At 54.0% G+C, this 21,380-nt stretch carries 16 protein-coding genes; 8 read left to right on the forward strand and 8 right to left on the reverse strand.

The window, feature by feature from the left end; genetic code table 11:
* The first annotated feature begins 23 nt into the window (after nt 1-23).
* The 7 genes from sufB (at nt 24) to H6F94_RS13500 (ending at nt 6,334) form a co-directional block, all read left to right on the forward strand.
* Nucleotides 24-1,454 carry a Fe-S cluster assembly protein SufB gene (sufB, locus tag H6F94_RS13470; RefSeq protein WP_190802751.1) on the forward strand — a complete coding sequence of 477 codons (1,431 nt, stop codon included), beginning with the start codon at nt 24-26 and terminating at the stop codon, nt 1,452-1,454.
* A 138-nt stretch (nt 1,455-1,592) separates the two neighbouring features.
* Entirely contained in the window at nt 1,593-2,867 is a 1,275-nt protein-coding gene (gene sufD, locus H6F94_RS13475) for a Fe-S cluster assembly protein SufD (protein ID WP_190802752.1), read from the forward strand.
* 20 nt (nt 2,868-2,887) lie between these two features.
* Entirely contained in the window at nt 2,888-4,144 is a 1,257-nt protein-coding gene (locus H6F94_RS13480) for a SufS family cysteine desulfurase (protein ID WP_190802753.1), read from the forward strand.
* Nucleotides 4,145-4,185: 41 nt separating this feature from the next.
* A complete protein-coding gene (locus H6F94_RS13485) occupies nt 4,186-5,130 on the forward strand; it encodes a GNAT family N-acetyltransferase (RefSeq protein ID WP_190802754.1) in 945 nt (314 codons plus the stop codon).
* Nucleotides 5,131-5,398: 268 nt separating this feature from the next.
* The gene (gene rbp, locus H6F94_RS13490) at nt 5,399-5,704 is read left to right on the forward strand and encodes an RNA-binding regulator (protein ID WP_190802755.1); all 306 of its coding nucleotides are present in this window, start codon (nt 5,399-5,401) and stop codon (nt 5,702-5,704) included.
* A 115-nt stretch (nt 5,705-5,819) separates the two neighbouring features.
* Nucleotides 5,820-5,999: a 30S ribosomal protein S21 gene (gene rpsU / locus H6F94_RS13495; protein WP_190802756.1), complete on the forward strand. Its 180-nt coding sequence runs from the start codon at nt 5,820-5,822 to the stop codon at nt 5,997-5,999.
* 59 nt (nt 6,000-6,058) lie between these two features.
* Nucleotides 6,059-6,334 carry a hypothetical protein gene (locus H6F94_RS13500; RefSeq protein ID WP_190802757.1) on the forward strand — a complete coding sequence of 92 codons (276 nt, stop codon included), beginning with the start codon at nt 6,059-6,061 and terminating at the stop codon, nt 6,332-6,334.
* 447 nt (nt 6,335-6,781) lie between these two features.
* Here the strand turns inward: H6F94_RS13500 and cysK are convergent, their stop codons facing one another.
* The 4 genes from cysK to H6F94_RS13520 form a co-directional block, all read right to left on the reverse strand.
* On the reverse strand, nt 6,782-7,741 hold the full coding sequence (gene cysK / locus H6F94_RS13505) for a cysteine synthase A (protein WP_190802758.1): 960 nt from the start codon (nt 7,739-7,741) through the stop codon (nt 6,782-6,784).
* A gap of 59 nt (nt 7,742-7,800) precedes the next feature.
* Nucleotides 7,801-9,792 carry a tetratricopeptide repeat protein gene (locus H6F94_RS13510; RefSeq protein ID WP_190802759.1) on the reverse strand — a complete coding sequence of 664 codons (1,992 nt, stop codon included), beginning with the start codon at nt 9,790-9,792 and terminating at the stop codon, nt 7,801-7,803.
* A gap of 86 nt (nt 9,793-9,878) precedes the next feature.
* Nucleotides 9,879-10,964 (reverse strand): anthranilate phosphoribosyltransferase family protein, encoded by a 1,086-nt coding sequence (locus H6F94_RS13515; protein ID WP_190802760.1) that lies wholly within the window; start codon nt 10,962-10,964, stop codon nt 9,879-9,881.
* A gap of 42 nt (nt 10,965-11,006) precedes the next feature.
* Nucleotides 11,007-11,960: a LysR family transcriptional regulator gene (locus tag H6F94_RS13520; RefSeq protein ID WP_190802761.1), complete on the reverse strand. Its 954-nt coding sequence runs from the start codon at nt 11,958-11,960 to the stop codon at nt 11,007-11,009.
* Nucleotides 11,961-12,264: 304 nt separating this feature from the next.
* Between H6F94_RS13520 and H6F94_RS13525 the strand changes: the two genes are divergently transcribed.
* Nucleotides 12,265-15,198, forward strand: a complete 2,934-nt coding sequence (locus tag H6F94_RS13525; protein WP_190802762.1) for a CHAT domain-containing protein — start codon at nt 12,265-12,267, stop codon at nt 15,196-15,198.
* Here H6F94_RS13525 and cobA read toward each other — a convergent pair.
* The 4 genes from cobA to H6F94_RS13545 form a co-directional block, all read right to left on the reverse strand.
* Nucleotides 15,195-15,944, reverse strand: a complete 750-nt coding sequence (gene cobA / locus H6F94_RS13530; RefSeq protein ID WP_190802763.1) for a uroporphyrinogen-III C-methyltransferase — start codon at nt 15,942-15,944, stop codon at nt 15,195-15,197. The two genes, H6F94_RS13525 and cobA, sit on opposite strands and share 4 nt — an antisense overlap.
* Nucleotides 15,945-16,252: 308 nt before the next feature.
* Nucleotides 16,253-16,882, reverse strand: a complete 630-nt coding sequence (locus tag H6F94_RS13535; RefSeq protein WP_190802764.1) for a molybdenum cofactor guanylyltransferase — start codon at nt 16,880-16,882, stop codon at nt 16,253-16,255.
* Entirely contained in the window at nt 16,883-18,148 is a 1,266-nt protein-coding gene (locus H6F94_RS13540) for an ABC transporter substrate-binding protein (protein ID WP_190802765.1), read from the reverse strand.
* Nucleotides 18,149-18,262: 114 nt separating this feature from the next.
* A complete protein-coding gene (locus tag H6F94_RS13545) occupies nt 18,263-21,067 on the reverse strand; it encodes a PAS domain-containing sensor histidine kinase (protein WP_190802766.1) in 2,805 nt (934 codons plus the stop codon).
* Nucleotides 21,068-21,380: the final 313 nt, after the last annotated feature.

Consider the following 21,380-nt stretch of genomic DNA (forward strand, 5'->3'; position numbering starts at 1 on the left):
GAACACGAACGGACCCGATTCTTATGGTTAGCACTCCTTCGAAGCGCCCTGATCTTCAATTTGAGCGTCAGGCAAACTACGAAACCGAGTTCGGCTTCCACGACGAAGAGAACTATCTATTTAAGACTCCCAAAGGGCTAAATGAGGAAGTGGTGCGAGCCATCTCTGCCCGCAAACAAGAGCCCGAGTGGATGCTGGAGTTCCGGTTGAAGTCCTATCGGCTGTTTGCAGACATGCCGATGCTCAACTGGGGTGGTGAGCTATCAGGGCTCGACTTTGACGAAATCTACTACTACATGCAGCCCTCCACTAAGGAGGCTCGTAGCTGGGAAGATGTTCCCGACTCAGTGCGTCGCACCTTTGATCGTCTGGGCATTCCCGAAGCTGAGCGCGCGTCTCTAGCGGGTGTGGGCGCTCAGTACGACTCCGAGATGGTCTACCACAACCTGCAGCAGGACTTAGTAGATCAGGGCATTATCTTCAAGGGCATGGATGCCGGTCTGCGCGAGCACGAAGATATTGTGCGCAAGTACATCGGCTCGATTATTCCACCTAGCGATAACAAGTTTGCAGCGCTGAACTCAGCTGTATGGTCGGGTGGCTCGTTCATCTACGTGCCCAAAGGCGTTCACGTTGATATTCCCCTACAAACCTATTTCCGGATCAACGCTGACAAAGCTGGTCAGTTTGAGCGCACGCTGATCATCGCTGACGAAGGCGCTTACGTGCATTACATCGAGGGCTGTACGGCTCCAGTCTACGCCGCAGATGCTCTGCACAGCGCCGTGGTTGAACTGGTCGCTCTGCCCGGTGCCCGGATTCGCTATTCGACCGTGCAGAACTGGTCCAAGAACGTATACAACCTGGTGACCAAGCGGGCCTACGCTTACGAAAACGCCACCGTCGAATGGATCGACGGCAACATGGGCTCCAAACTCACCATGAAGTACCCAGCGGTTTGGCTGATGGGCGAAGGGGCTCACGGTGAAGTGCTGAGTCTGGCCTATGCCAGCGAAGATCAGCATCAAGACACTGGAGCCAAGATGGTCCACGTTGCGCCTAACACCACCTCGCGCATCGTTTCCAAGTCGATCTCTCGCGGAAGCCAGAGTCGCACCAGCTATCGTGGCCTGGTCAAGGTAACGCCTGAAGCCACGAATGCCCGAAGCACCGTGCAGTGTGACGCTCTGTTGCTGGACTCCGAGTCCCGCAGCGACACCTACCCCTACATGGAGATCGATAACGTCACCGCCAATATCGGCCATGAAGCGTCGGTGTCCAAGATCAGCGAAGAGAAGCTGTTCTACTTGACCTCGCGTGGACTAACCGAAGAGGAAGCCATGCGTATGGTGGTTGCAGGCTTCATCGAGCCGATTACGCGAGAGCTACCGATGGAGTATGCCGTTGAGATGAACCGCCTGATTGAGCTGGAAATGGAAGGCTCGATCGGCTAAACAACTCCGAAACCTATCCCCCACCCCCTTTGCCTAGTACTTGCTAAGAGGGGGTGAGGGTGGAGTTGTGAGTTAGAACTCCGAGTTAAGACCGTGAGTTAGGGACGCAGTGAGCATAGTGAGCAGAAGGGACTGGCCGTGACGCAGACGATTGCACCGCTGAAGTTTGAATTGGACACCGCTGAACCGCAGTGGCTTCAGGCGGTGCGGCAACAGGGCTTTGAGTTTTTCGACAATACCCCCTTGCCCACGCGCAAGCCAGAGGAGTGGCGCTACAGCCATCGTCGTCTGGAGCGTGTGCTGTTTCGTGAGTTTGACTATCTGCCTGCTTCTGACGCCGACTTAAGCCAAGTGCAATGGCCAGCAGAGCTGAAGCCGGAAGCCGTTCAGGTGGTGTTCATCAATGGTCATCTCGCCAAACTAGACGCCGAGCAGCTGAATGAGGCAGGCGCGAAACTGCTGCCCATTGAGCAAGCGCTCAAGCACCCCAAGCATGTTTTGGAGCAGAGCTTTGGGCAGCTCGTTCCACCTACTCAAAGCCATGCGGCAGCCTTCCATTACGCTTTTTCCCACAGTGGGGTTCATCTCTATGTGCCCCGCAACACGCATTTGGAGCAGCCAATCCAGATCGTGCATTGGGTAGATCGTCCCCGCACGACGGTGTTGCCTCATCTGCATGTGGTAGCAGAGCAGGGTTCTCAAGTCACAGTGATCGAGTGGTTTCTGTCGCCTGAGGGTACCGAACTGATTTGCAGTCATGCTGCTGAAATTGACACCGGGGACAATGCCCAAGTGCTCTATTCGCCGGTGCAACTGTGGGGTAGCGGAGCTAGCCATCTCAGCCATCAGTTCTTTAAGAACGAACGCGACAGTCGTCTGCAAGCTGTGCTGTTGAATTTAGGTGGGGATTTTACAAGGCTGGAGCTGAGCACCGAGCAAGCAACTGGGGCAGACGCTCGGGTTTCTTGCGCCTACTTGGGAGGTGAGCGTCAGCATTTTGATCACCAAACCAAGCAAATCCACAGTGCTCCCCACGCCACTAGCAATCTAGATTTCAAAGGTGCTCTCACCGGCAAGGCTCGCTCGGTTTATCGAGGCTCGGTGTTCGTCAAAAAAGCAGCGCAGCTGACTAATGCCTACCAGCTCAATAACAATTTGATCTTGAGCGAGGGAGCCAGGGCTGACTCAACGCCTTCTCTGGAAATTGAAGCGGATGATGTAAAGTGCTCCCACGGCGCGACAGTGGGGCAAATCGATCCGGAACAGGTGCTGTATTTGATGGCACGCGGCATTCCTAAGGCCATTGCTGAGCAATTGATTGTGCGAGGCTATCTAGCTAAAGTGATCGACCTAGCACCGACTGAGGCAATTCGAGCGGCTGCCGATCAAGCCATCAACCGCAAACTCTATTAATCTCACCCCCCTTTTTTCTGATGACCTTCACTCAGCAAAAAACGCTTGCAGCTCAGGTCAGATCTGACTTCCCAATTTTGCATCAGGAAGTCAACGGCAAGCCTTTGGTTTATCTGGATAATGCGGCTACATCGCAGAAACCTCTTGCCGTCCTCAATGCCCTAGAGCACTATTACAAATTCGATAATGCCAATGTGCATCGAGGTGTGCATGCGCTGAGTGCTCGGGCCACCGATGCTTACGAAGCTGCACGTGATAAAGTTGCGGCTTTTGTCAATGCCGCCTCTCGCAAAGAGATCATCTACACTCGCAATGCTTCTGAGGCGATTAATCTAGTTGCCTATAGCTGGGGCATGAACCGCCTGCAAGCGGGCGATGAAATTATTCTGAGTGTGATGGAGCATCACAGCAACTTGGTGCCCTGGCAAATGGTGGCGCAACGCACAGGCGCAGTGCTGAAATTTGTCGAGCTAACTGAAACGGGCGAGTTCGATTTTGAGCAGTTCAAGAGCTTGCTCTCAAATCGCACCAAGTTAGTGACGACGGTATACGTTTCTAACGCCCTGGGTTGTGTTAGCCCGGTCGAAGATATCGTGCGCGAAGCCCATGCAGTTGGGGCGCGAGTGCTGCTCGATGCCTGTCAGGCGGTGCCTCATATGCCTGTAGACGTGCAAGCAATTGGCTGCGATTGGCTAGTTGCCTCAGGCCACAAAATGTGCGCACCAACTGGCATTGGCTTCCTCTATGGCCAGCTGGAATTGTTGCGCGAAATGCCGCCCTTCTTTGGCGGGGGCGAAATGATTCAGGACGTGTATCTGGATCACTCAACTTATGCCGATTTGCCTCATAAGTTCGAAGCGGGAACTCCGGCTATTGGCGAAGCGATTGCACTGGGTGCAGCAGTCGATTATCTCTCTGGCCTTGGCATGGAGCGCATCCATGCCTATGAGCAAGAATTGGCTCATTATCTGTTCGAGCGTTTGGCTGAGATCCCACAGATTAAAACCTATGGCCCTCATCCCAAACAGGCTCATCGCGCTGCTCTGGCCTCCTTTACCGCGGGGGAGGTTCACCCTCAAGACCTCTCAACTCTGTTAGATCAGTCTGGGATTGCGATTCGCACCGGCCACCACTGTACCCAGCCATTGCATCGCTACTTAGGCGTCAGTTCCACGGCTCGCGCTAGCCTCTACTTCTACAACACGCGTGAAGAAATCGATACCTTCATCGAGACGCTCAAGGAAACTCTAGAGTTCTTCAACGGTATGTTGGGCTAGAGTAGGCTGGCCTAACTGCAAATTGCTAGACTGCTCAGCTTATGAATATCTTAATTCGCCCGCTGCAAGAGAGTGATCTTGCTCGGGCCGATTATATTTTTCGCCTTGCTTTCGGGACTTTTCTCGGTGTAAGCGATCCGTCCCAGGCTTTTGGCGATCGGTCTTACATGCAACGCTGGTCTACTGATCCTAAAGCAGCATTTAAGGCAGAACTGGATGGGCAGTTAATAGGGTCGAATTTTGCCTTTACGTGGGGTAGCTTTGGTGGCTTTGGTCCCCTGACGGTTCACCCTGATTATTGGGGTAAAGGGGTAGCTCAGCAGTTGATTGAACCAACCCTAGATTACCTACAGCAACAGGGTATTCAACAGGCAGGGTTTATGACCTTTCCCAACAGCCCTATGCACGTTCATCTGTATCAGAAATTCGGGTTTTGGCCCCGATTCCTCACGGCTCTAATGTGCAAGACAGTGCAGCCAGCCCAACCAAATCCAACTATGCAAGGCATCCGATATTCGGAACTATCTGAACCTGAGCGAGTTGAGTGTTTGCATGCTTGTCGCACCTTGACTGACCAAATTTATCCAGGTTTAGACCTAGAACGCGAAATCGTTGCAGTTGCCACTTATCACCTAGGCGATACTATTTTGCTGTGGGACGATGCACAACTGTCAGCATTTGCTGTTTGCCACTGCGGTTCCAACACTGAAGCTGGTAGCCAATCAACCTATATCAAGTTCGGGGCCGTTCGTCCTGTCCAGCGTGCAGCTCAAATCTTTGGCCAATTGCTAAATGCTTGTGAGAACTTCTGCCTAAGTATGGGCAGCTCGCAACTTTTAGCGGGGGTCAATACTAGCCGCCAAGGCGCCTATCAGCAGCTACTTGACTATGGCCTGCGCACCGAAAGATTAGGTCTGGCGATGCATAAGCCCAATGAACCCGGACACAATCGAGCGGACGTTTTTGTGATTGATGATTGGCGTTAGCACTCAATCGCACTCAATGAAAAGGTGGGACAGCAGAAGCACACCTTTCTGGCGCTACGCATCACCTCGTTAAAAAACTTAATAATCAGGTCTAGGTCCCTCCAGCCAACGTTTATAGCGTCTGGCTAGAGTGAACTCGCAGGAGCATTTCAGTCTCAGAGGCTATGATGGAGATCAGATTAAGTTCGGTCGGTAGATTGCACAATTTCACTTTTGAACAGTCTTTCTCCGAATCTGAGTCCCATTACTTAGCTTGGAGAAAGCGCAAATGAGTATTTACGTTGGAAACCTTTCCTACGATGTTACTGAGGAAAACCTCAGCGAGATTTTTGCTGAATACGGCACGGTCAAGCGTGTCCAACTGCCCACAGACCGTGAAACAGGTCGTCTACGTGGCTTCGGTTTTGTGGAAATGCAAGACGAAGCTAATGAGGACGCTGCCATCAGTGCCCTGGATGGAGCAGAGTGGATGGGGCGTGACCTCAAAGTAAACAAAGCCAGACCCCGTGAGTCACGTGGTGGTGGCGGCGGTGGCAACTTTGGCGGTAACTTCTCTGGGGGCCGTCGCTACTAAAGCTCACAAGGCTTTTGAGCGCTTAATGGCATCCTAACGGCAAGTGCAGCAGGGGATTCCAATGTGGGTTCCCTGCTGTTTGTCGTTTGATTGTTCACCCTACGGAATAAACAATATGACTCAAGTGTTCGTTGGCGAAAATGAGGGAATTGAGTCAGCCTTACGCCGCTTCAGACGAAATGTTATTCGAGCAGGCATCTTTGCTGATTTAAAGCGCCTGCGTCATTTCGAAACCCCTGCTGAGAAAAGCAAGCGTAAGGCCATTGCCAGAAGGCGTAAGAAGCGCTCTCGCTAACTTGAATTAGAGTTTTGAGTCAGTTCCGTCAGCAAACATCAACGAGCCTCGGGAGACCTATGCCTTCTCAAGTTTCTGGAACCAGCGCCTCAACCGAGCCATCTTTTGATGTGACTATTTTCAAAGGCAACAACCATCGTCCAAAGTATGTTGCTTCTTGCTTAAGTCAACATGTGCCGAGTCTGCCTGCCAATCAGGTTAGCAGCATCCTTGCTTGCATCAGCCGCTCTGGTAAGGCAACCATTCACCTCGGTAGTGACCCGCTGGTCATTCGCTCCTGCATTCAAGGTCTCTCAGCCACAGAGCTCAAATACAGCTTGACCAACACCCTTTGAGCTCGACTTGACGGACAATGTTGCTAATTTATATTGGCGTAGCTGTATCTGCAACTTGTAGGTAGGGACAAGACCGCTTCGTCCCTACAGTGGTCCACTACAGTAGTCCCTTGTTCTTAATAGTCGTTCTTGATAATTGCTCCTGATAAATTAAGATTAGTTGGAAATAATCAAGAAAGCATTACAGTCAACTGATATTGATATTACTAAATTATTGTTGCTATTGTTGCATGATTTTTCATAGCTAGCCTTCGATAACTTTGCAGTCTACTTAATTCGCCTTACTCAATTTGTCTGAGGTAAATTGAGTTGAATTGAGTGAGTGAACAACGAGGAAATCTCAATAACAACAGGGACTCTGTCTGCTCCTTAAAGCTGAGCGATAGAGTCCCTGCTGTGTTTTTTAGAGATGTTGCTTGGAGGTTTTAGCTCTAGGACTAACGCTTGCTAGTTTACGCTCACCAACTCCCGCTCTAGATCAGCAAACAATACCGTGCTCAGGTAGCGCTCGCCGAAGCTGGGTTGAATGAACACAATCAGCTTGCCTGCATTCTCAGGACGTTTGGCAACTTGAACCGCAGCATAAACGGCAGCCCCACTGGAAATACCGCTCAGCAAGCCTTCCTCCCGAGCCAACCGCCGTCCGTATTGGATTGCTAGGTCGTCTGGGACAACAAACACTTCGTCAATCAACTTGGTGTCAAGAACTTCGGGTACGAAACCAGCCCCAATGCCTTGGATTTTGTGAGGGCCGGGTGTGCCACCACTCAGCACTGGACTACTGCTGGGTTCTACAGCAATCGCTTGAAACTCTGGCTTGCGCGACTTGATCACTTCAGCCACGCCTGTAAGGGTGCCGCCTGTGCCTATACCTGAGATCAAGATGTCGATTTGCCCATCAGTATCAGCCCAGAGCTCCTCCGCCGTGGTTTCCCGGTGCACCTGAGGGTTAGCTGGATTGCGGAATTGCTGGAGCATGTAAGCATTGGGCAAGTCCTGAACCAACTCCTCAGCTCGCTGAATCGCGCCCCGCATGCCTAGATTGCCAGGGGTCAGTTCTAGCCGTGCGCCAAAGGCTTTGAGCATAGAGCGACGCTCGGTGCTCATAGTTTCGGGCATCGTTAAAATCAACTCATAGCCCCGAGCCGCAGCAACCATGGCCAGCGCAATTCCGGTGTTGCCCGAAGTCGGTTCAATCAAAACAGTTTTGCCGGGAGCAATTTGTCCCTCAGCCTCAGCCGTCTTGATCATGTTGACGCCGATGCGATCCTTCACAGAGCTGGCTGGGTTCATGCTCTCCAGCTTGGCAACCACTCGGCCCACCGCCCCCTCACTCTGAGGGATGCGATTCAACTGCACCAGGGGTGTGCGACCAACTAACTCTGTGATATCGTGGGCGATTTTCATAGTGAATTGAGCCTGTTCTCCACCATCATTCTACGTTAATTCGGTCAAGATTCTAGAGATTAAGGGCGCTTGATCCCAGGCGGCTGGCTGGGAAAATAGGGGTTTGGAGGCCGCTGTTGAATGACCCAAGCCAATAGTGCCAACAGGATCAACAGTGTCAACCAAATGTAGCGTTGCTGGTAATGCCTCGATCCCTGGCGTCTACGTTTGGCCTTGGAGAATGAACGCCACTGCCTGTGAGTCTGTGCTGTTGAAGAAGCCGTACCAGTTGCCCAACGGCGTTCAATGACCAGCAAATTACGTCGGGCTTCTTGATCCTCAGGATCGAGCGCTAAGGTGCGGCGCAGGTGGGCCTCAGCCCGCTCTAGTTGTCCTTGCCCCAACAGTAGCAGTCCCAGGCTTCGATGAGCTTCAGCATCATTAGGAGCACAACGACAAGCCTGTTCGAATGCAGCAATCGCTTCTGACATTCGACCCAATTTTCGACAGTTACGACCCAGTTCAAGCCGTGCCTGTAGATGATTGGGAGCTTGAGTGACCGCCTGTTGCAACAGGCCCAACGCCGTTAAACGATCGTTAGCCGCCTGAGCTTGAGCGAGCAACTGATCCACATTAATGACTTGCGGTTGACCCGCCCCAGCTTCCGCTTGCTGAGCCTGAGGCTGTACCAACACCTGGCAACTATAAACCTGTTCAATCGTTCGATTCGCCCATTGGCGCTGAGCGACCAATTTCAGACGAGTAGTCTCGTTGAAGGTGAATTCTTGAGAGTGTACGGGCAACGGACAACGTTGGAGCGTACCGGCCGGTTCGAAGCGTAGAGTCAGCGCGTCAGCTTGGGGAGCCTCCACAGTCAGGACGACTTTGTCACCGGGAGCAATTTGCACAGGCTCGACTCGGAACGTCTGCACCAAGCGGCCAGGGTAATCAGGCGCAAGCTCGCCAACCTCCCAAGCCAAAGTAGGATGCTGAAACAAAGTAGGAACTCGATGCAATACCGGATATTCCAGGTCCTGTTCCTCTAGAGTTCGCCGCACTTGCGAGAGAGCAGCCAACAGGGTTTTACCTTCTAGAAGGTTCGCCAAGAGCGCGCCTAAACAAACGGTGGCCACAGACGCAGGGGTTGGTTCCTGCAAGATCACCGCTTGAAGTGGGCCCGCAGTGAGCCAGCTAGTTGCTGCCGTCAATCCATCGGCTGTGTTCAGTAACGCTAAGCGCAATCCCCGTTGAGTCGCTTCAGCCAAAGCTTGCCCAAGGACCCCTTTTAACGCAGTCAGACACGAAGACTCAGGTGTTTGCCAAGCCAACCAGTCCCAGCCTTGGGGAGCACGCAGGGCTCGGCAAATCTGCTCTAGGCTTGCTTCTGCTTTTAAGGCATAAACCTGACCATACAGTCGAGCCTGGATCTGCTGGGGCAAGTTATCCCAATCGCCCACGAATAGAAGGCGCAGAGGGCGAGATTTCAGGCGTGAAGGGGGAGCTGGGCCAGATTGCGCAGGAGGAATCTGGCCGTTATCCAGCACACGGCTAACTGAAAAAGCTGGTTGTCCATTGGGGGCTCGCAGCACTTCCCAAATTTCCCAGGGCAATGCCTGTAGCAGCAGATCGTTGAGACTCAAAGCCAGAAGCATAGGCTGGGTGGAGCGGCTGGAGCTTGGCCTACTGGTCTGACTGGCTTGGCTGGTCTGGCTGCTCCCTACCTGTTGAGTAGCTAGATGACGTAGGTGGTCACGCACCTGAGCGCAACCCGCCTGACGCAACCATTGATTAAAACTCTGCCGCTGCACCGTCTCCGCCTCCCAGAGGTCAGTTCGGTACTCATCTAGATTGAGCGCGTAAAGGTTCTGGGTAAATGCAGCCAAACTGGCAGACTCCAGCAGGCTGTAATAGTTGCGGTAGCATTCGCGCCAAAGTTCATGCAGCCGTTCTAGCTCAGCAGGCTCCGCCAATACGCCTTCTAGGGTCTTATGCGGCGTTTGAAGCGTGACCTGATATTGACTGCCCTGACGCTCAACCCTCAGGTGATAGGTCTGCGGGGCGATCTGATTCATCGTGAATACGGAACAGCTCCAACCAGCAGGAACTGTTTTGAGGCTTTTAGTTAGGCGTCTTATTCTACAAGCAGTCTGCTCCAGTCTCAGCTTGGTATCAGGGCAACAGGTGTCTCACCACTCACCGCCTCGGCAGTGAAGACACGCAGTTCCTCCAGCTTAGCGAGGGCATGACCTTCGCTAAGCAGACTCGTGGCTAGCGTGAGACCGGCCTGCATGTCCTTCGCCAAACCAGATTGCCACAGGTAGAAGCCCCCATTCCAAGCAGCAGAGTCGAGCAATGGCCCTGCCTCCCCTGCCAGGACAGCCAGCAGGTCTGTTTGGACTTGAGCGGGTGAGTGCAATGGCGGATCGTTCCCGGCTAGCTCGAAGTCTCGAGGAGTCAGCAACAGGCGCTCGAAGGGTTCCCCAGCTGCCGCAATCACCACGCGCTCCCGCGGCAAGTCACAACTACCCTCCAAGCCTTTGACCATTAAGTAGCTAGGCGGATTGGGACCGTGCCGCAATTGCAACGTTTCTCGAATTAAGGCTTCGGTAGGAGGGTGCACAAAACCAGATACAACGCGAGCTGGACCCGCGTAGGGGCACCAGCACAACTCCAACGTGGCAAAGGGAGGCCGCTTGCCAATTTGCTCTCGATAGGTCACCATTTCCTGAGCCAACGGGAAGTGAGTGCGCAAATGGACAAAACTAATGCCGGTCTGGGCTAGAGCTACTTGGGCTTGCTCCAGAGATAGGTTCTCCCAGGCAACCCCTAAGCCGCGCCAAACAGCCGCTAAGTGCAATCCATACTTAGTTGGCATCTGATCACCGCCGTGCTGCAGTACAGGCTGTCCGGCGGCCGCTAGAATCAACGCGGTCAGCGGCCCCAGGGGAGTAGTGCGTGAACGGCCATCATAGGGTATGCCGAACACCATTACTGGACGCTCATAACTGTCAACCGCAGCCAAGCGGGGTCCCAAATGGTCAAAAGCATCTAACATGCCGGCCAGCTCTGCAGCGGTAGGGCGCTTGATGCGGTGGGCGATCAAAAAACCACCAATCTGCGCAGGCGTTGCTACCCCTGTCAGCATCATCTCAGTCGCTGCCGCCGACTCTTGGCGAGTCAGGTCTTTGCTGGTATGGGGACCGCTGCCAATCTTGCGTAGCAGGTCGCGAAATGCTTGGCTCATAGACTTTGGCTCGCAGGTACAGCTTGTAGAGAGCAGCAGTTCCTAGCGGACAAGCTGAGGCACAGAGAGTGGCAGGGCCGCATTCAGCAACTGAGAACGGATGTAGTGATTTGCCAGCTCGCGGAAGTGCTGGATGGGCGGAATGGCAAGACGGTCCCGCGTCGTTACCAATACAACTTGTCGCTTGAGTGCGGGAGTTCCCAACTTGCGCACCGCTAACCCTGGATCGTTAAGCGCTTCGCTAACCGCTGATTGGGGTAGGAGAGCCACCAAGTCACCTTGGCGCACCACCCCTCGAAAGGCATCTAAGGTATTAAGTTCCATCGCTGAGTGCAAAGTCAGCCTCAGCCGTTCGAACTGCTCCTCAATTAATCGTCGCATCCCGTAGCCATCTTTGAAGACCACCTGCGGATAGTTTGCCACCTCGCTCCAGGGCAAACCGTCGGTCCAGGCCCAGGACTGAGCCAGCGGATGGTCAGCCGCCATTAAGGCCAGGATTGGCTCCTCAAAGAGAACATCGACCACTAGCTCGGCGCTGCTGGTCAAGAAGCGGTTATGCATCACAATGCAGACATCCACTAGGCCGTCCCGCAGTACCTTGAGGGCTCGGTCGCTACCCAGGGAAGTTACCCGCAGTTGCACATCAGGGTAACTCTGACAAAATTGTTGCAGCACAGGCGGCAAGTAGCCAGCACAGACCGAGTGAATGGCAGCAATACAAAGCTCCGGCTGACGACCAGCCAGCAAATCACTGAGTTCATTACAAGCACTGCTCCACTCCTGGCAAATGCGACGGGCATGGGCAAGAAATCGCTCCCCGCCAACCGTCAGACGCGCTTGACTAGAGCGGTGGAACAGAGACAGGCCCAACTGCTCCTCCAGAGACTGGATCTGGCGGCTTATGGTCGGCTGAGAACAAGCACACTTGCGAGCTGCTTGTTGAAAGCTCCCAGACTCAGCCACTGCTAAAAAAGCCTGCAACTGCTCCAGTCGCATGGGCGGTGCCCTTAATTACATTTCTACATGAACGCTATGAAATTAACGTAACAAGAGGCTAGTTTTAGTGCTGAAGAATACCGAAAACCCTGATCAGGACACTGGATCCGTTCGAGGTGCGTTAACAGATCCGTTTGGGGAACGCTAGGAATATGCGTCACAATGCCAGAGCCTAAATTCCTAGAGCTACACTGAGCTTGTCGATCGACTTGATCCGCTATAATACCGGGCGTAAACAACTTCCCTGTTGAGCTTGGTCAGAGCGTTGAGAGCTTGCCTGCCTTTTCGGTAGCTCCGTACATTCATGAGTCAACATTTCACACTCGTTGTTCAACAGGTTCAGCTGGGAAGTTTAGACTGCACGTTCAACCTGCGCACGCCTTTTGGCGTTCAGCATGGTCGCCTCAAATCCTCACCAGAATTGATGGCAGCCTGCGCCCAGTGGCGAGCACTCTACTCAACCTATTACCGTGATGTGCGCTCGACCACGAGAGCACGACGAGCTGGACAAGGAACCCTGACCACAACCGCCTTGCCGGTTCCCGGACTATCAACCGCTAGCCAACCGCTACCCCCGCCATCCACCGAGGCGGAGATGGCCCACCAGCGCCAAGAGCTGCAGCGGGCGGAACGCCGCTTGCGACAGCAGTTTGACCGATGGCTCCTACAGAGTAGCTTTGTGCCCGTTCGTGACTTGCTACGCGAACAGTTGCGGCATTCACATTCAGGCGATTTCACCCTCTCACTAGAGCTAGCTGGCGAGCTGCAATACTTACCCTGGGAACTTTGGAACGTTCTGGGGCCGGATGGACACAGCTCCCAACGCCTGCCACGGGTCAGCAGAGCCCAACCGGAATATTGCCAGTTAGCCCCAGCGCGGCGGCGAGACGAGAGCCAACCGGTTCGGATTCTGGCGATTTTCGGCGATGACTTTGGCATTAACCTCGCTGGAGATGAGCAGGCTCTACGGGAGACGGTTTACGGGGAGATTCGCTTTCTGAGTCTGCGTACCCTGGCGCAGAGCAGCGAGGCACCACAGCCTTTGCGTCCACAGGATATGCTGCGGGCGATTCGGGAGGCTTTATGCGATCCGCAGGGCTGGGACTTGCTGTTTTTTGCAGGTCACAGTGATGCTTCTGAAAACATGGGGGGACAGATTGCGATTGCGCCGCACACAACGGTGCCCTTTGAGAGCATTGCTGAACAGTTTGCTGTAGCTTGTCGCAATGGCTTACGTGTTGCCATTTTTAACTCCTGCACAGGCGTCGATATTGCCCGCAGCTTAATTCGATTGGGGCTGCCGCAAGCTCTAGTGATGCGCGAGCCGATCCACAACGAGTTAGCCGAGGTCTTTCTCAAAGAATTCTTAGTTCATTTCGCTCAAGGCGAAGACCTGCATGCCGCCAACCGCCGGGCCTGTGCGGTTTTGCGCAACTGTGAGCGCGAGTATCCCAGCGTTCACTTGATTCCTTCTGTCTTTCAGCACCCTCAAGTTCTTCAGGAAACCACTGACCCGACTGACTTGGGCCTGGGCTACTTCAAGCCCTTGGTGCGTTCGTTCTCCGCTTCACAATTGCAGATTGGCCCAGGGCAGACGGTGCGCTTGCAGGTTGAGCCTGCTGGGGCATCTTCCCTAGAATTGCACATGGGGCGAGACCGCTACACCTGGCCATTGCAACGCTCTGAGATGGCCTTTGCGCTCGACCACACTACTCACTTTGAGCTGATCGCTCAGCATACGATCACGGTTCGCGGCGAGAGCCAGGTGGTAACTCAGCGCTACCCACTCACCGTGGAGGTCATTCAAGCCGATGGCCAAACAATTACAGCAGGACAGCGCCACCGGGAAACGCTCGGTCAGTTACTAGAGCAGGCCCAGCGAGCTAACCAGGCCCGTCAGTTTCCGGAGGCCCTAGCTAGCTTAGAGGCTGCGTTGCGGCTGGCTCCCACCCACGGTGAGCTCCAGATGCAACTGGGCCAGACGCTCAGGCGAGTCGAGCGCTTCGACGAGGCTGCTGCTGCCTTTCGTCGGGCTGCAACTTTACTGGCGGAGGACGGAACCAAGGCACAGGCCTATCAAGAACTGGGGCTGGTGTTGCTAGAGCAGGCCAATGGCAGCGCCGAGCTGTCTTTGCTAGAGCAAGCCATTAACGCTCTGACCCATGCCATCGAACTCGACCCATTTAACGCAGAAATCCGCAACAGCCTGTCGATTGCCCGTCGCCGTCGGGAGGAGCTGATTCAGGTTGAGCGGACGCAGCCGCGGAGCTTGCGCTACTGGTCGGGAACCGCTGGCCGTCCGCTACTGCTGCTAGCGGTGTTGCTGGGATTGATCACAACCGGGGCTGGAATCGCAACGCTCTGGCAGTATCGTCATTTCAAACCTGGCCTAGCCGACCTACCGGAACTGCAAACACCGGCCAATGACTCTGCCCCCGTACTCAGTGGGGACGGCAAACGCTTACTCTGGCAAAGCGGCTCTCAAACCCGCATCTACGATCTAGCCCAACAGCAGCTTCTCGACCGAGCACTACCAGGGGGCAGCCAGGCCACCGTTAGCGCTAACTGGCGCATCGAGGCCCTGGTGACTGACCACAGCGGCAACCCAAACCTTGTCCTTTACAACCTGCGTCAGGGAGAGTTGCTAGACTTTCCAGCGGTAGGAGGACCCAACACCAGCGCGACTGAGGAGCAACCGAGCCTAAACGCCGAGGGCGAACGTCTGGCATTTACCTCTAACCGCACTGGCAATGCTGATATTTACATTTACGACCTAGCCGGTCAACGCCCTCCAGCCTCGACCCAATTTCCAGGTCTCAACAGCCCTAAACGTGAGCTAGGGCCCAGTCTCAGTGGGGATGGGCAGCTAGTCGCCTTCATCTCGGAGCGCAACGGCATTCCTGACCTCTACCTTTATGACCTGCGGCGCAAGCGTCTGACTGAGCCCAGTGACCTTCCCGGGCTGAACAACCGAGTGCCTAAGCAGTCGCCTAGCCTTAGCAGCGATGGTCGAACCCTGGCTTTCGTCTCTCAGGGCAATATCTACCTCTACGACTTGAGACGTCAAAAACTGCTCAACGCCGAGGGGCTACCCGGATTGAATAGCCCAGCAGTTGAGTCCTCGCCCACACTCAGCGCTGATGGCCGCTATGTTGCTTTCGTCTCCAACCGCCAAGGCAACTCCGACGTGTATGTTTACGACCGGGGCCCCGTCTGGCTACGCTGGGTCTCCCGTTAGGGCTTGAGATGTTGGCGTAGGTTGACAACTTCACCAATGACCGCAACTGCAGGTGGTTGGAAGTCCTGAACTTGGATCTGAGTCACTACCGTAGCAAGGGTTGCAAACAATTCAGTCTGCTCGGGCAGGGTGCCCCAACGGACCAAAGCAACAGGAGTATCCGGAGAGCGTCCGGCCTGCAATAGCTCTTCAACAATCCGGCCCAGGTTCTGCACGCCCATGTAAACTACGAGGGTTTCCGCGCCTTTAGCTAGGGCTTGCCAGTTAACGCTAGGGCGATATTTGTCGACTGCTTCATGGCCAGTGATGAAGGCAACTGAGGAACTATAGTCGCGATGGGTTAAGGGAATGCCTGCATAGGCGGGGGCCGCAATGCCTGAGGTAACCCCTGGGACGACTTCGACCGGAACGCCTGCGGCGATTAAATCGGCCATCTCTTCCCCACCCCGCCCAAACATAAAGGGATCTCCTCCCTTGAGCCGGACCACAACAGCGTGTTCTTGAGCCAGTTGAATCAACTGCTGGGTGATTTCAGCTTGAGGGGCAGAATGCCTGCCACTACGCTTACCCCCGTAAATTTGCACAGCCTGAGCCCCAATCATGCTGAGGATCGCTGGGCTGACTAGGGCATCGTAAACTACAACGTTGGCGTGCTCTAGTAGCGTTTTGCCTCGCAGGGTCATCAATCCCGGATCACCAGGACCGGCTCCTACTAGATAGACCTTGCCCGGAGTTATGTAGGACATATCCGAATACGCGTCTTGATAGGTAGCTTGGGAGTTAGCTGGGGGAGAGACGGGAGCAGTAGACGGCAAAGACGTAGGGGGAGATTGAGGTCGCAAAAAGCTTACCTGTCGCTTCAATTTAGCCTCCCAGTCTAACGAAGCTTAATCTTACAAACGTATTGAATATTACAAATTTGCATTAAACCGATGACAAAAAGGCAAGAGACCTCCGATAGATCCAGGAAAATACATCTAGAAATTCAGTCAAGCTTGTTTCTGGGTCAGCGTGGCCTGACCCTGGTCTCCTAACACTCCCCTATTGCTCAGCTCTACTGTTCAGCGCGGGCTAAATCTTCAGGCAAGTTGCAGTTCAGCAGCATATCAGGATCTGCACCTGCAATTGAGCTGAGAGGTGGCAAAGGCTTGGCCTGAATTTCCTCTAGCCAAACCTGAAACGAACGTCCGCCTTGGGCCAGAAAATTACAAAGGGCAGGATAGCTATCTCGGTGGTAGAAGCCGCATAAAGGTTGCCAGCCTTGTTTTTCGTGGGGCACAACGGCTAAATTGCCGGGACTGAGGTTCTGCGCCCAAGCTTGCAGCACGGGAGCTTGCAGCCGTGGCAGGTCACAAGCTAGCAGCAGCACCCATTCGGTCTCAGCTTGAGCCAATCCCTGAGCAAAGCCCACCAGGGGGCCATGCGGCTTTGTTTCCCCCGGCAAGGGCACTTCTTGAACCCAGTGACAGGGCGGTAGCAGGGGCCGGTAGCGTTCTGGCCAAGGCGTTATGACCCAAACGGCTGAGCTGCACTGGCTTGCCACATCATAAACTCGGCGCAGCAAGGGCACGCCTTGGATAGGAATGAGCGCCTTGTCCTGGCCCATACGCGAGCTTTGCCCACCCGCTAAGACCAGAGCGGTGATGGAGGCAGTGGAGGCAGCCTGAGCATTCGCTGAATGCATTTAACGCCCTGCTAGTACTAGATTCAGATTGTCTTGGGCGGTGGTCAATGCCTGTTCCGGTGTGGCTTTCTGCAGTAGTGAGGTTTCCAAAGCGCGTCCCAGGGCTCTAGAGAGATAAGGATAGGTGGGCGCCAAAGGCCGCACGCGCCCGGCCTGCATTTGGTCTAGAAAAACCTTGAGGGCCGGCTGTTGAGCAATGAAGTCACGGTACTCAGGGCTTTGACGCGACTTGAGATTGACCGGCAAATAGCCGGTGCGCGTGGCCCAATAAGTCTGAAAATCTTCGCTGATCACATATTCAGCAAACTTCCAGGCGGCGGCTTCACGCTTGGCGTCAGTCTTGAACAGAAACAGATTTTCGCCACCAATCGCAGTCGCAGGCTTAGTTCCCGTAGGGATAGGCATCACGCCGAAATCGACGCCGACCTGTTTGAACTGCCCCAGGGTCCAGGGGCCCGTAATCTGCATTGCTACCTTACCCGCAAAGAAGTAGTCGGTCTCATAGCCGCGCTCAGGCTGCGAGAGAACCGCCGAACCGTCTTGCAGCAGGTCAACCCACAGTTGCAGAGCGGCAGCAGCTTCTGGAGTTTCCAGGTTGGGCAGATTATTGCTGAGCAATTCTCCACCCGCACTCCATAGGAAAGGTAGCCAGGTAAACACAGCAAATTCTTGTTTGCCCAGGGCCAGGAAAATACCGTGTTGGTCAATGCGTCCATCCCCATTGGTGTCGCGGCTGAGCCGACGAGCCACCTCACGGAATTGCTGCCAAGTCTGGGGGAGTTCTGTAATTCCGGCTGCAGCAAACAGGTCAGGCCGATAGAAGACACCGACATTGTTGACGCCGAAGGGTACAGACCAAGCTTGATCCTGGAAGGTCATGCTTTCGCGTAGCGCTGGATCAAGCTCTTGGGCAGTGCTTGAGGTGTTGAGAAAATCATCCAGAGGCCGAATGGCATTTAGCTCGACCAGTTGCCCAGTCAACATTGGCGTGAACCACAGCAAATCAGGAGGGGCGCCGCCTACAACCGCCGCCAGAATCTTGGGAATTTGCTGGTCGGCCTGACCGGCGTAGTACGAGTCAACTTGAATGTCAGGGTGAGTGGCGTTGAAGCGCTTGACCAACTCATTCAGCACGTCTCGGTTAGGCGGCGGATTGACCCCTTGCCAAAGCGTTAACCGAATCACGTCTGACTGTTGACTGGTACAACTGCCCAGCAGCAGACAACTCAACAGCAACAACGCAACAAATAGGCGGCGTACAATCATGCCCCTATTCTAGAGTTCAGCTGTGCTACTCCCGTAGGTAACCCCTGTCTGCCTTCAGTCTCAAGTGCTGATTAACTAACTGCTGATTGCCAGCTGAGCAATTACAGTGAGCAATTAAGATTCGAGCGGTTTACGCCCTGGGTCTTGAGGCAAGTCTTGAGGTGCTTCCGGATTAGTGGGTAGCGATGTTTGCGTATTCGCTTGCAAACGGCTACTCAGAGCACCCTTGGGTAAAGGTATCACCACAGAAAACGTTGCCCCCTGGCCCTCACCGGGGCTACTGGCATCTACCATGCCACCATGCAATTCGACGAGATGCCGGACAATTGCCAATCCTAAGCCAAGACCACCATAGGTTCGGGTTGAGGAATTATCAGCTTGACGAAAGCGGTCAAAGACGTAGGGCAAGAAATCGGCACTAATACCTCGGCCCGTGTCGCTTACTCGCAATTGCACAGCCTCGTCATTTTGGCTGAGCTGAACTTCTACTTGCCCGCCGCTTGGGGTGAACTTGATCGCGTTGGAGAGCAGGTTCCAGATCACCTGTTGCAGGCGAGCAGCATCGCCTGCTAATAGGCTGGCCTCAGCCGGCAACTCAGTTCGCACCTGGATATTTTTGGCCTCAGCGGCGGGACGCACAGTCTCGATAGCGGCCTCAATTACTGGCACCAGGTCGACCGGGCTTAGGTTTAGCCCGAGCCGCCCCTGAATAATCCGGGAGACATCCAGTAAATCCTCGACCAGTTGCGTTTGCAGGCGGGCATTGCGCTCAATCGTTTCTAAGGCCCGCTCGGTAGTGGCAGCGTTGAATTTGCGGGTGCGTAGCAACTGTGCCCAACCCAGCATGGCATTGAGGGGCGAGCGCAATTCGTGGGACAAGGTAGCCAGAAACTCGTCTTTCAGACGGTTAGCGGCTTCGGCTTGGGCTCGGGCAGCTTGTTCGCGGGCCAGAAGCAGACTGCGTTCTACCTCGGCTTGTTTGCGCTCGGTGATATCAGCCACGATGGACACACAGTTGCAACGGCCTTCGGCATCTTGAAGGGGAGCGGCCCAAACACTGAGCTCAATTGGAAGACCGTTTTTTTTCTGCCGTCGAGTTTCGATTCCGACCAAAGACTGCCCTTGGCGAATTGCAGCAAGATTACCAAGAAATTCTTGGCGCTTATCAGGTGGAACCGAGGGCAAAAAACAGCCCAATACTTCCTGTTCGCTCCAGCCAAAAATAAGTTCAGCGGCAGGATTCCAGAGCTTAACTTGCCCATTGTCCAAGCTAAAAACGGCGATCGCCAATGGACAAGCTTGAATCAGCGCTTGCAGAGTCTGATTGGTTTCCTGAAGGCTTTCCTCAGCTTGTTTCCGTTCGGTGATATCTACGTTTACGCCGATCAACCGGCTGTTGCTGCCATCCTGAAACACATGCGCCTTAGCCAGCATCCAGTGCAAGCTACCGTCGGGCCAGTAGATCCGAAACTCGGTATCGAGTGGAGTGCCTGTGCGCATGGCTTTGCGCACCGCTTGTCCAGTTCTGAGCCGGTCAGCGGGATGCAGCGCCTTGAGCCAGTTTTGATACTGCCCGCCAAAGCAACCTGGAGATAAACCATAGAGCGCTTCTAGCTCTTGAGTCCAAGTAATTTTATGGGTTGCGATATCCCACTCAAACGTGCCAATTTTGCCCGCTTTTTGAGCTAGATTCAGCCGTTCTTGCTGTCGCTGTAGCGCTGACTCAATTTGCTTCAGCTCGATCAAATCTAGATAGAAACTGATGATAGTTTCCTGTTGGTCATAAGGCTCAGCCAGTAAAGCTGACCCAAGCAAAATTGGAACACGACTGCCATCCTGGCGAATGTACTCTTTGGTAAATGGCGTGGAGACGCCCCGCATTCGCAGCTCCTCAGTTGCGTGCGCATCTAGGGGCAGGTATTCGGACGGTGTGAGCCTGTCCCAGCGCAATTGGCCGTTCAGGACATCGGCTTCGGTGTGACCAATCATGCGTAGCAACGCTTCATTGGCATAGGTAATGCGACCACTGAAATCGCCGAAAGCAACACCAAACATGTTGGCTTCGACCAGCCGACGAAATTTAGCCTCATTTTTGCGCAGGGCTGCTTCAGCCTGCTTGCGCTCAGTGATGTCTTGGACCACTGTACTGACGCCGAGTAAGACATCCTGAGCGTCGATAACTGGGTAATAGCTCACCAGCCAGGTACGTTCAACTTGGGGCTCTGTCGCAGTGCAGCTACAAAGTTCTACATTTAAAGCGGGCAGTCGCGAGGCCAACACTTGCCGGTATAGCGGCTCTACTGCGTCGGCAAACTCTGGCACCACTTCACCTAGCCGTCGCCCAATGTGCTCAGCGACCGATCTACCGTTGATCGCCGCTAGCCAGTCATTGATGCAGATGAAGCGTAATTCAGTATCTAGGAAGCACAGACCAATCGGTGCAGCTTTATAAATCTGGTTGAGTTCAACAAACTGGGGCCGACCCGAGGTTTCGCTAGTAGATAGGGCAGTTGGTAAAACCTGTTCCGATTGCTTGTACTCGGTCCGTTTTTGATTCAAGCCCCCTAGCCAAATACTGAGCAGCCCGCCTTCTAAGAGAAATAATCCTAGTTGTAAGGTTTCGCTGGATAGCCAGGTAGAAGGCCAACTGGACGACCAACCAATCGAGGCAGGCAGCAAAAACAAGACATAGCCCAAACCTGATAAGACAGTGGCGAGCAAACCAGCGCCTACACCTCCCAAATGGGCATTCAACAAAACAGCTGCTAAGAGAACCAAAAAAGGCCTACTTTGCCAGTTAAGCCAGGGGTCGAGCTGTAATAGTGCCAGAAGCGCCAGCCCTACAGTCAACCCTGAAACACTGTACTGGCGCAGGCGATAGGGGTGCATGATGGGGAGTTGCCAAATCCATAACGGCATAGGAGCGCCAAGAAACAGTAGGTCGAATGCAGTGGGTCAGCACCTACTTACCGTCCAAAGGAAGCGGAAATATGGCGACCGGCTCAAGTATCTCCAGGTATAGTTGCAGGCTAGGAGTCTTCCCGCTATGCTAGCCAACCCTCTGCTAAGACACAGCTCTGTAAATTAATTTCACTTAACAAGCTGCCGTTTTATTAAGTTATTTCTGTTGCTTCTAACTGTTGCTTTTAGTGGGGAGCGGGGGTTTAAGCCCAGCAGCTAATCGCTCTTTTGGCTACACCTCTTAACAAAACTTAAAATAAGCCTTAATCTC

This window comes from Leptolyngbya sp. FACHB-261 (assembly GCF_014696065.1).
Classification (GTDB): domain Bacteria; phylum Cyanobacteriota; class Cyanobacteriia; order FACHB-261; family FACHB-261; genus FACHB-261.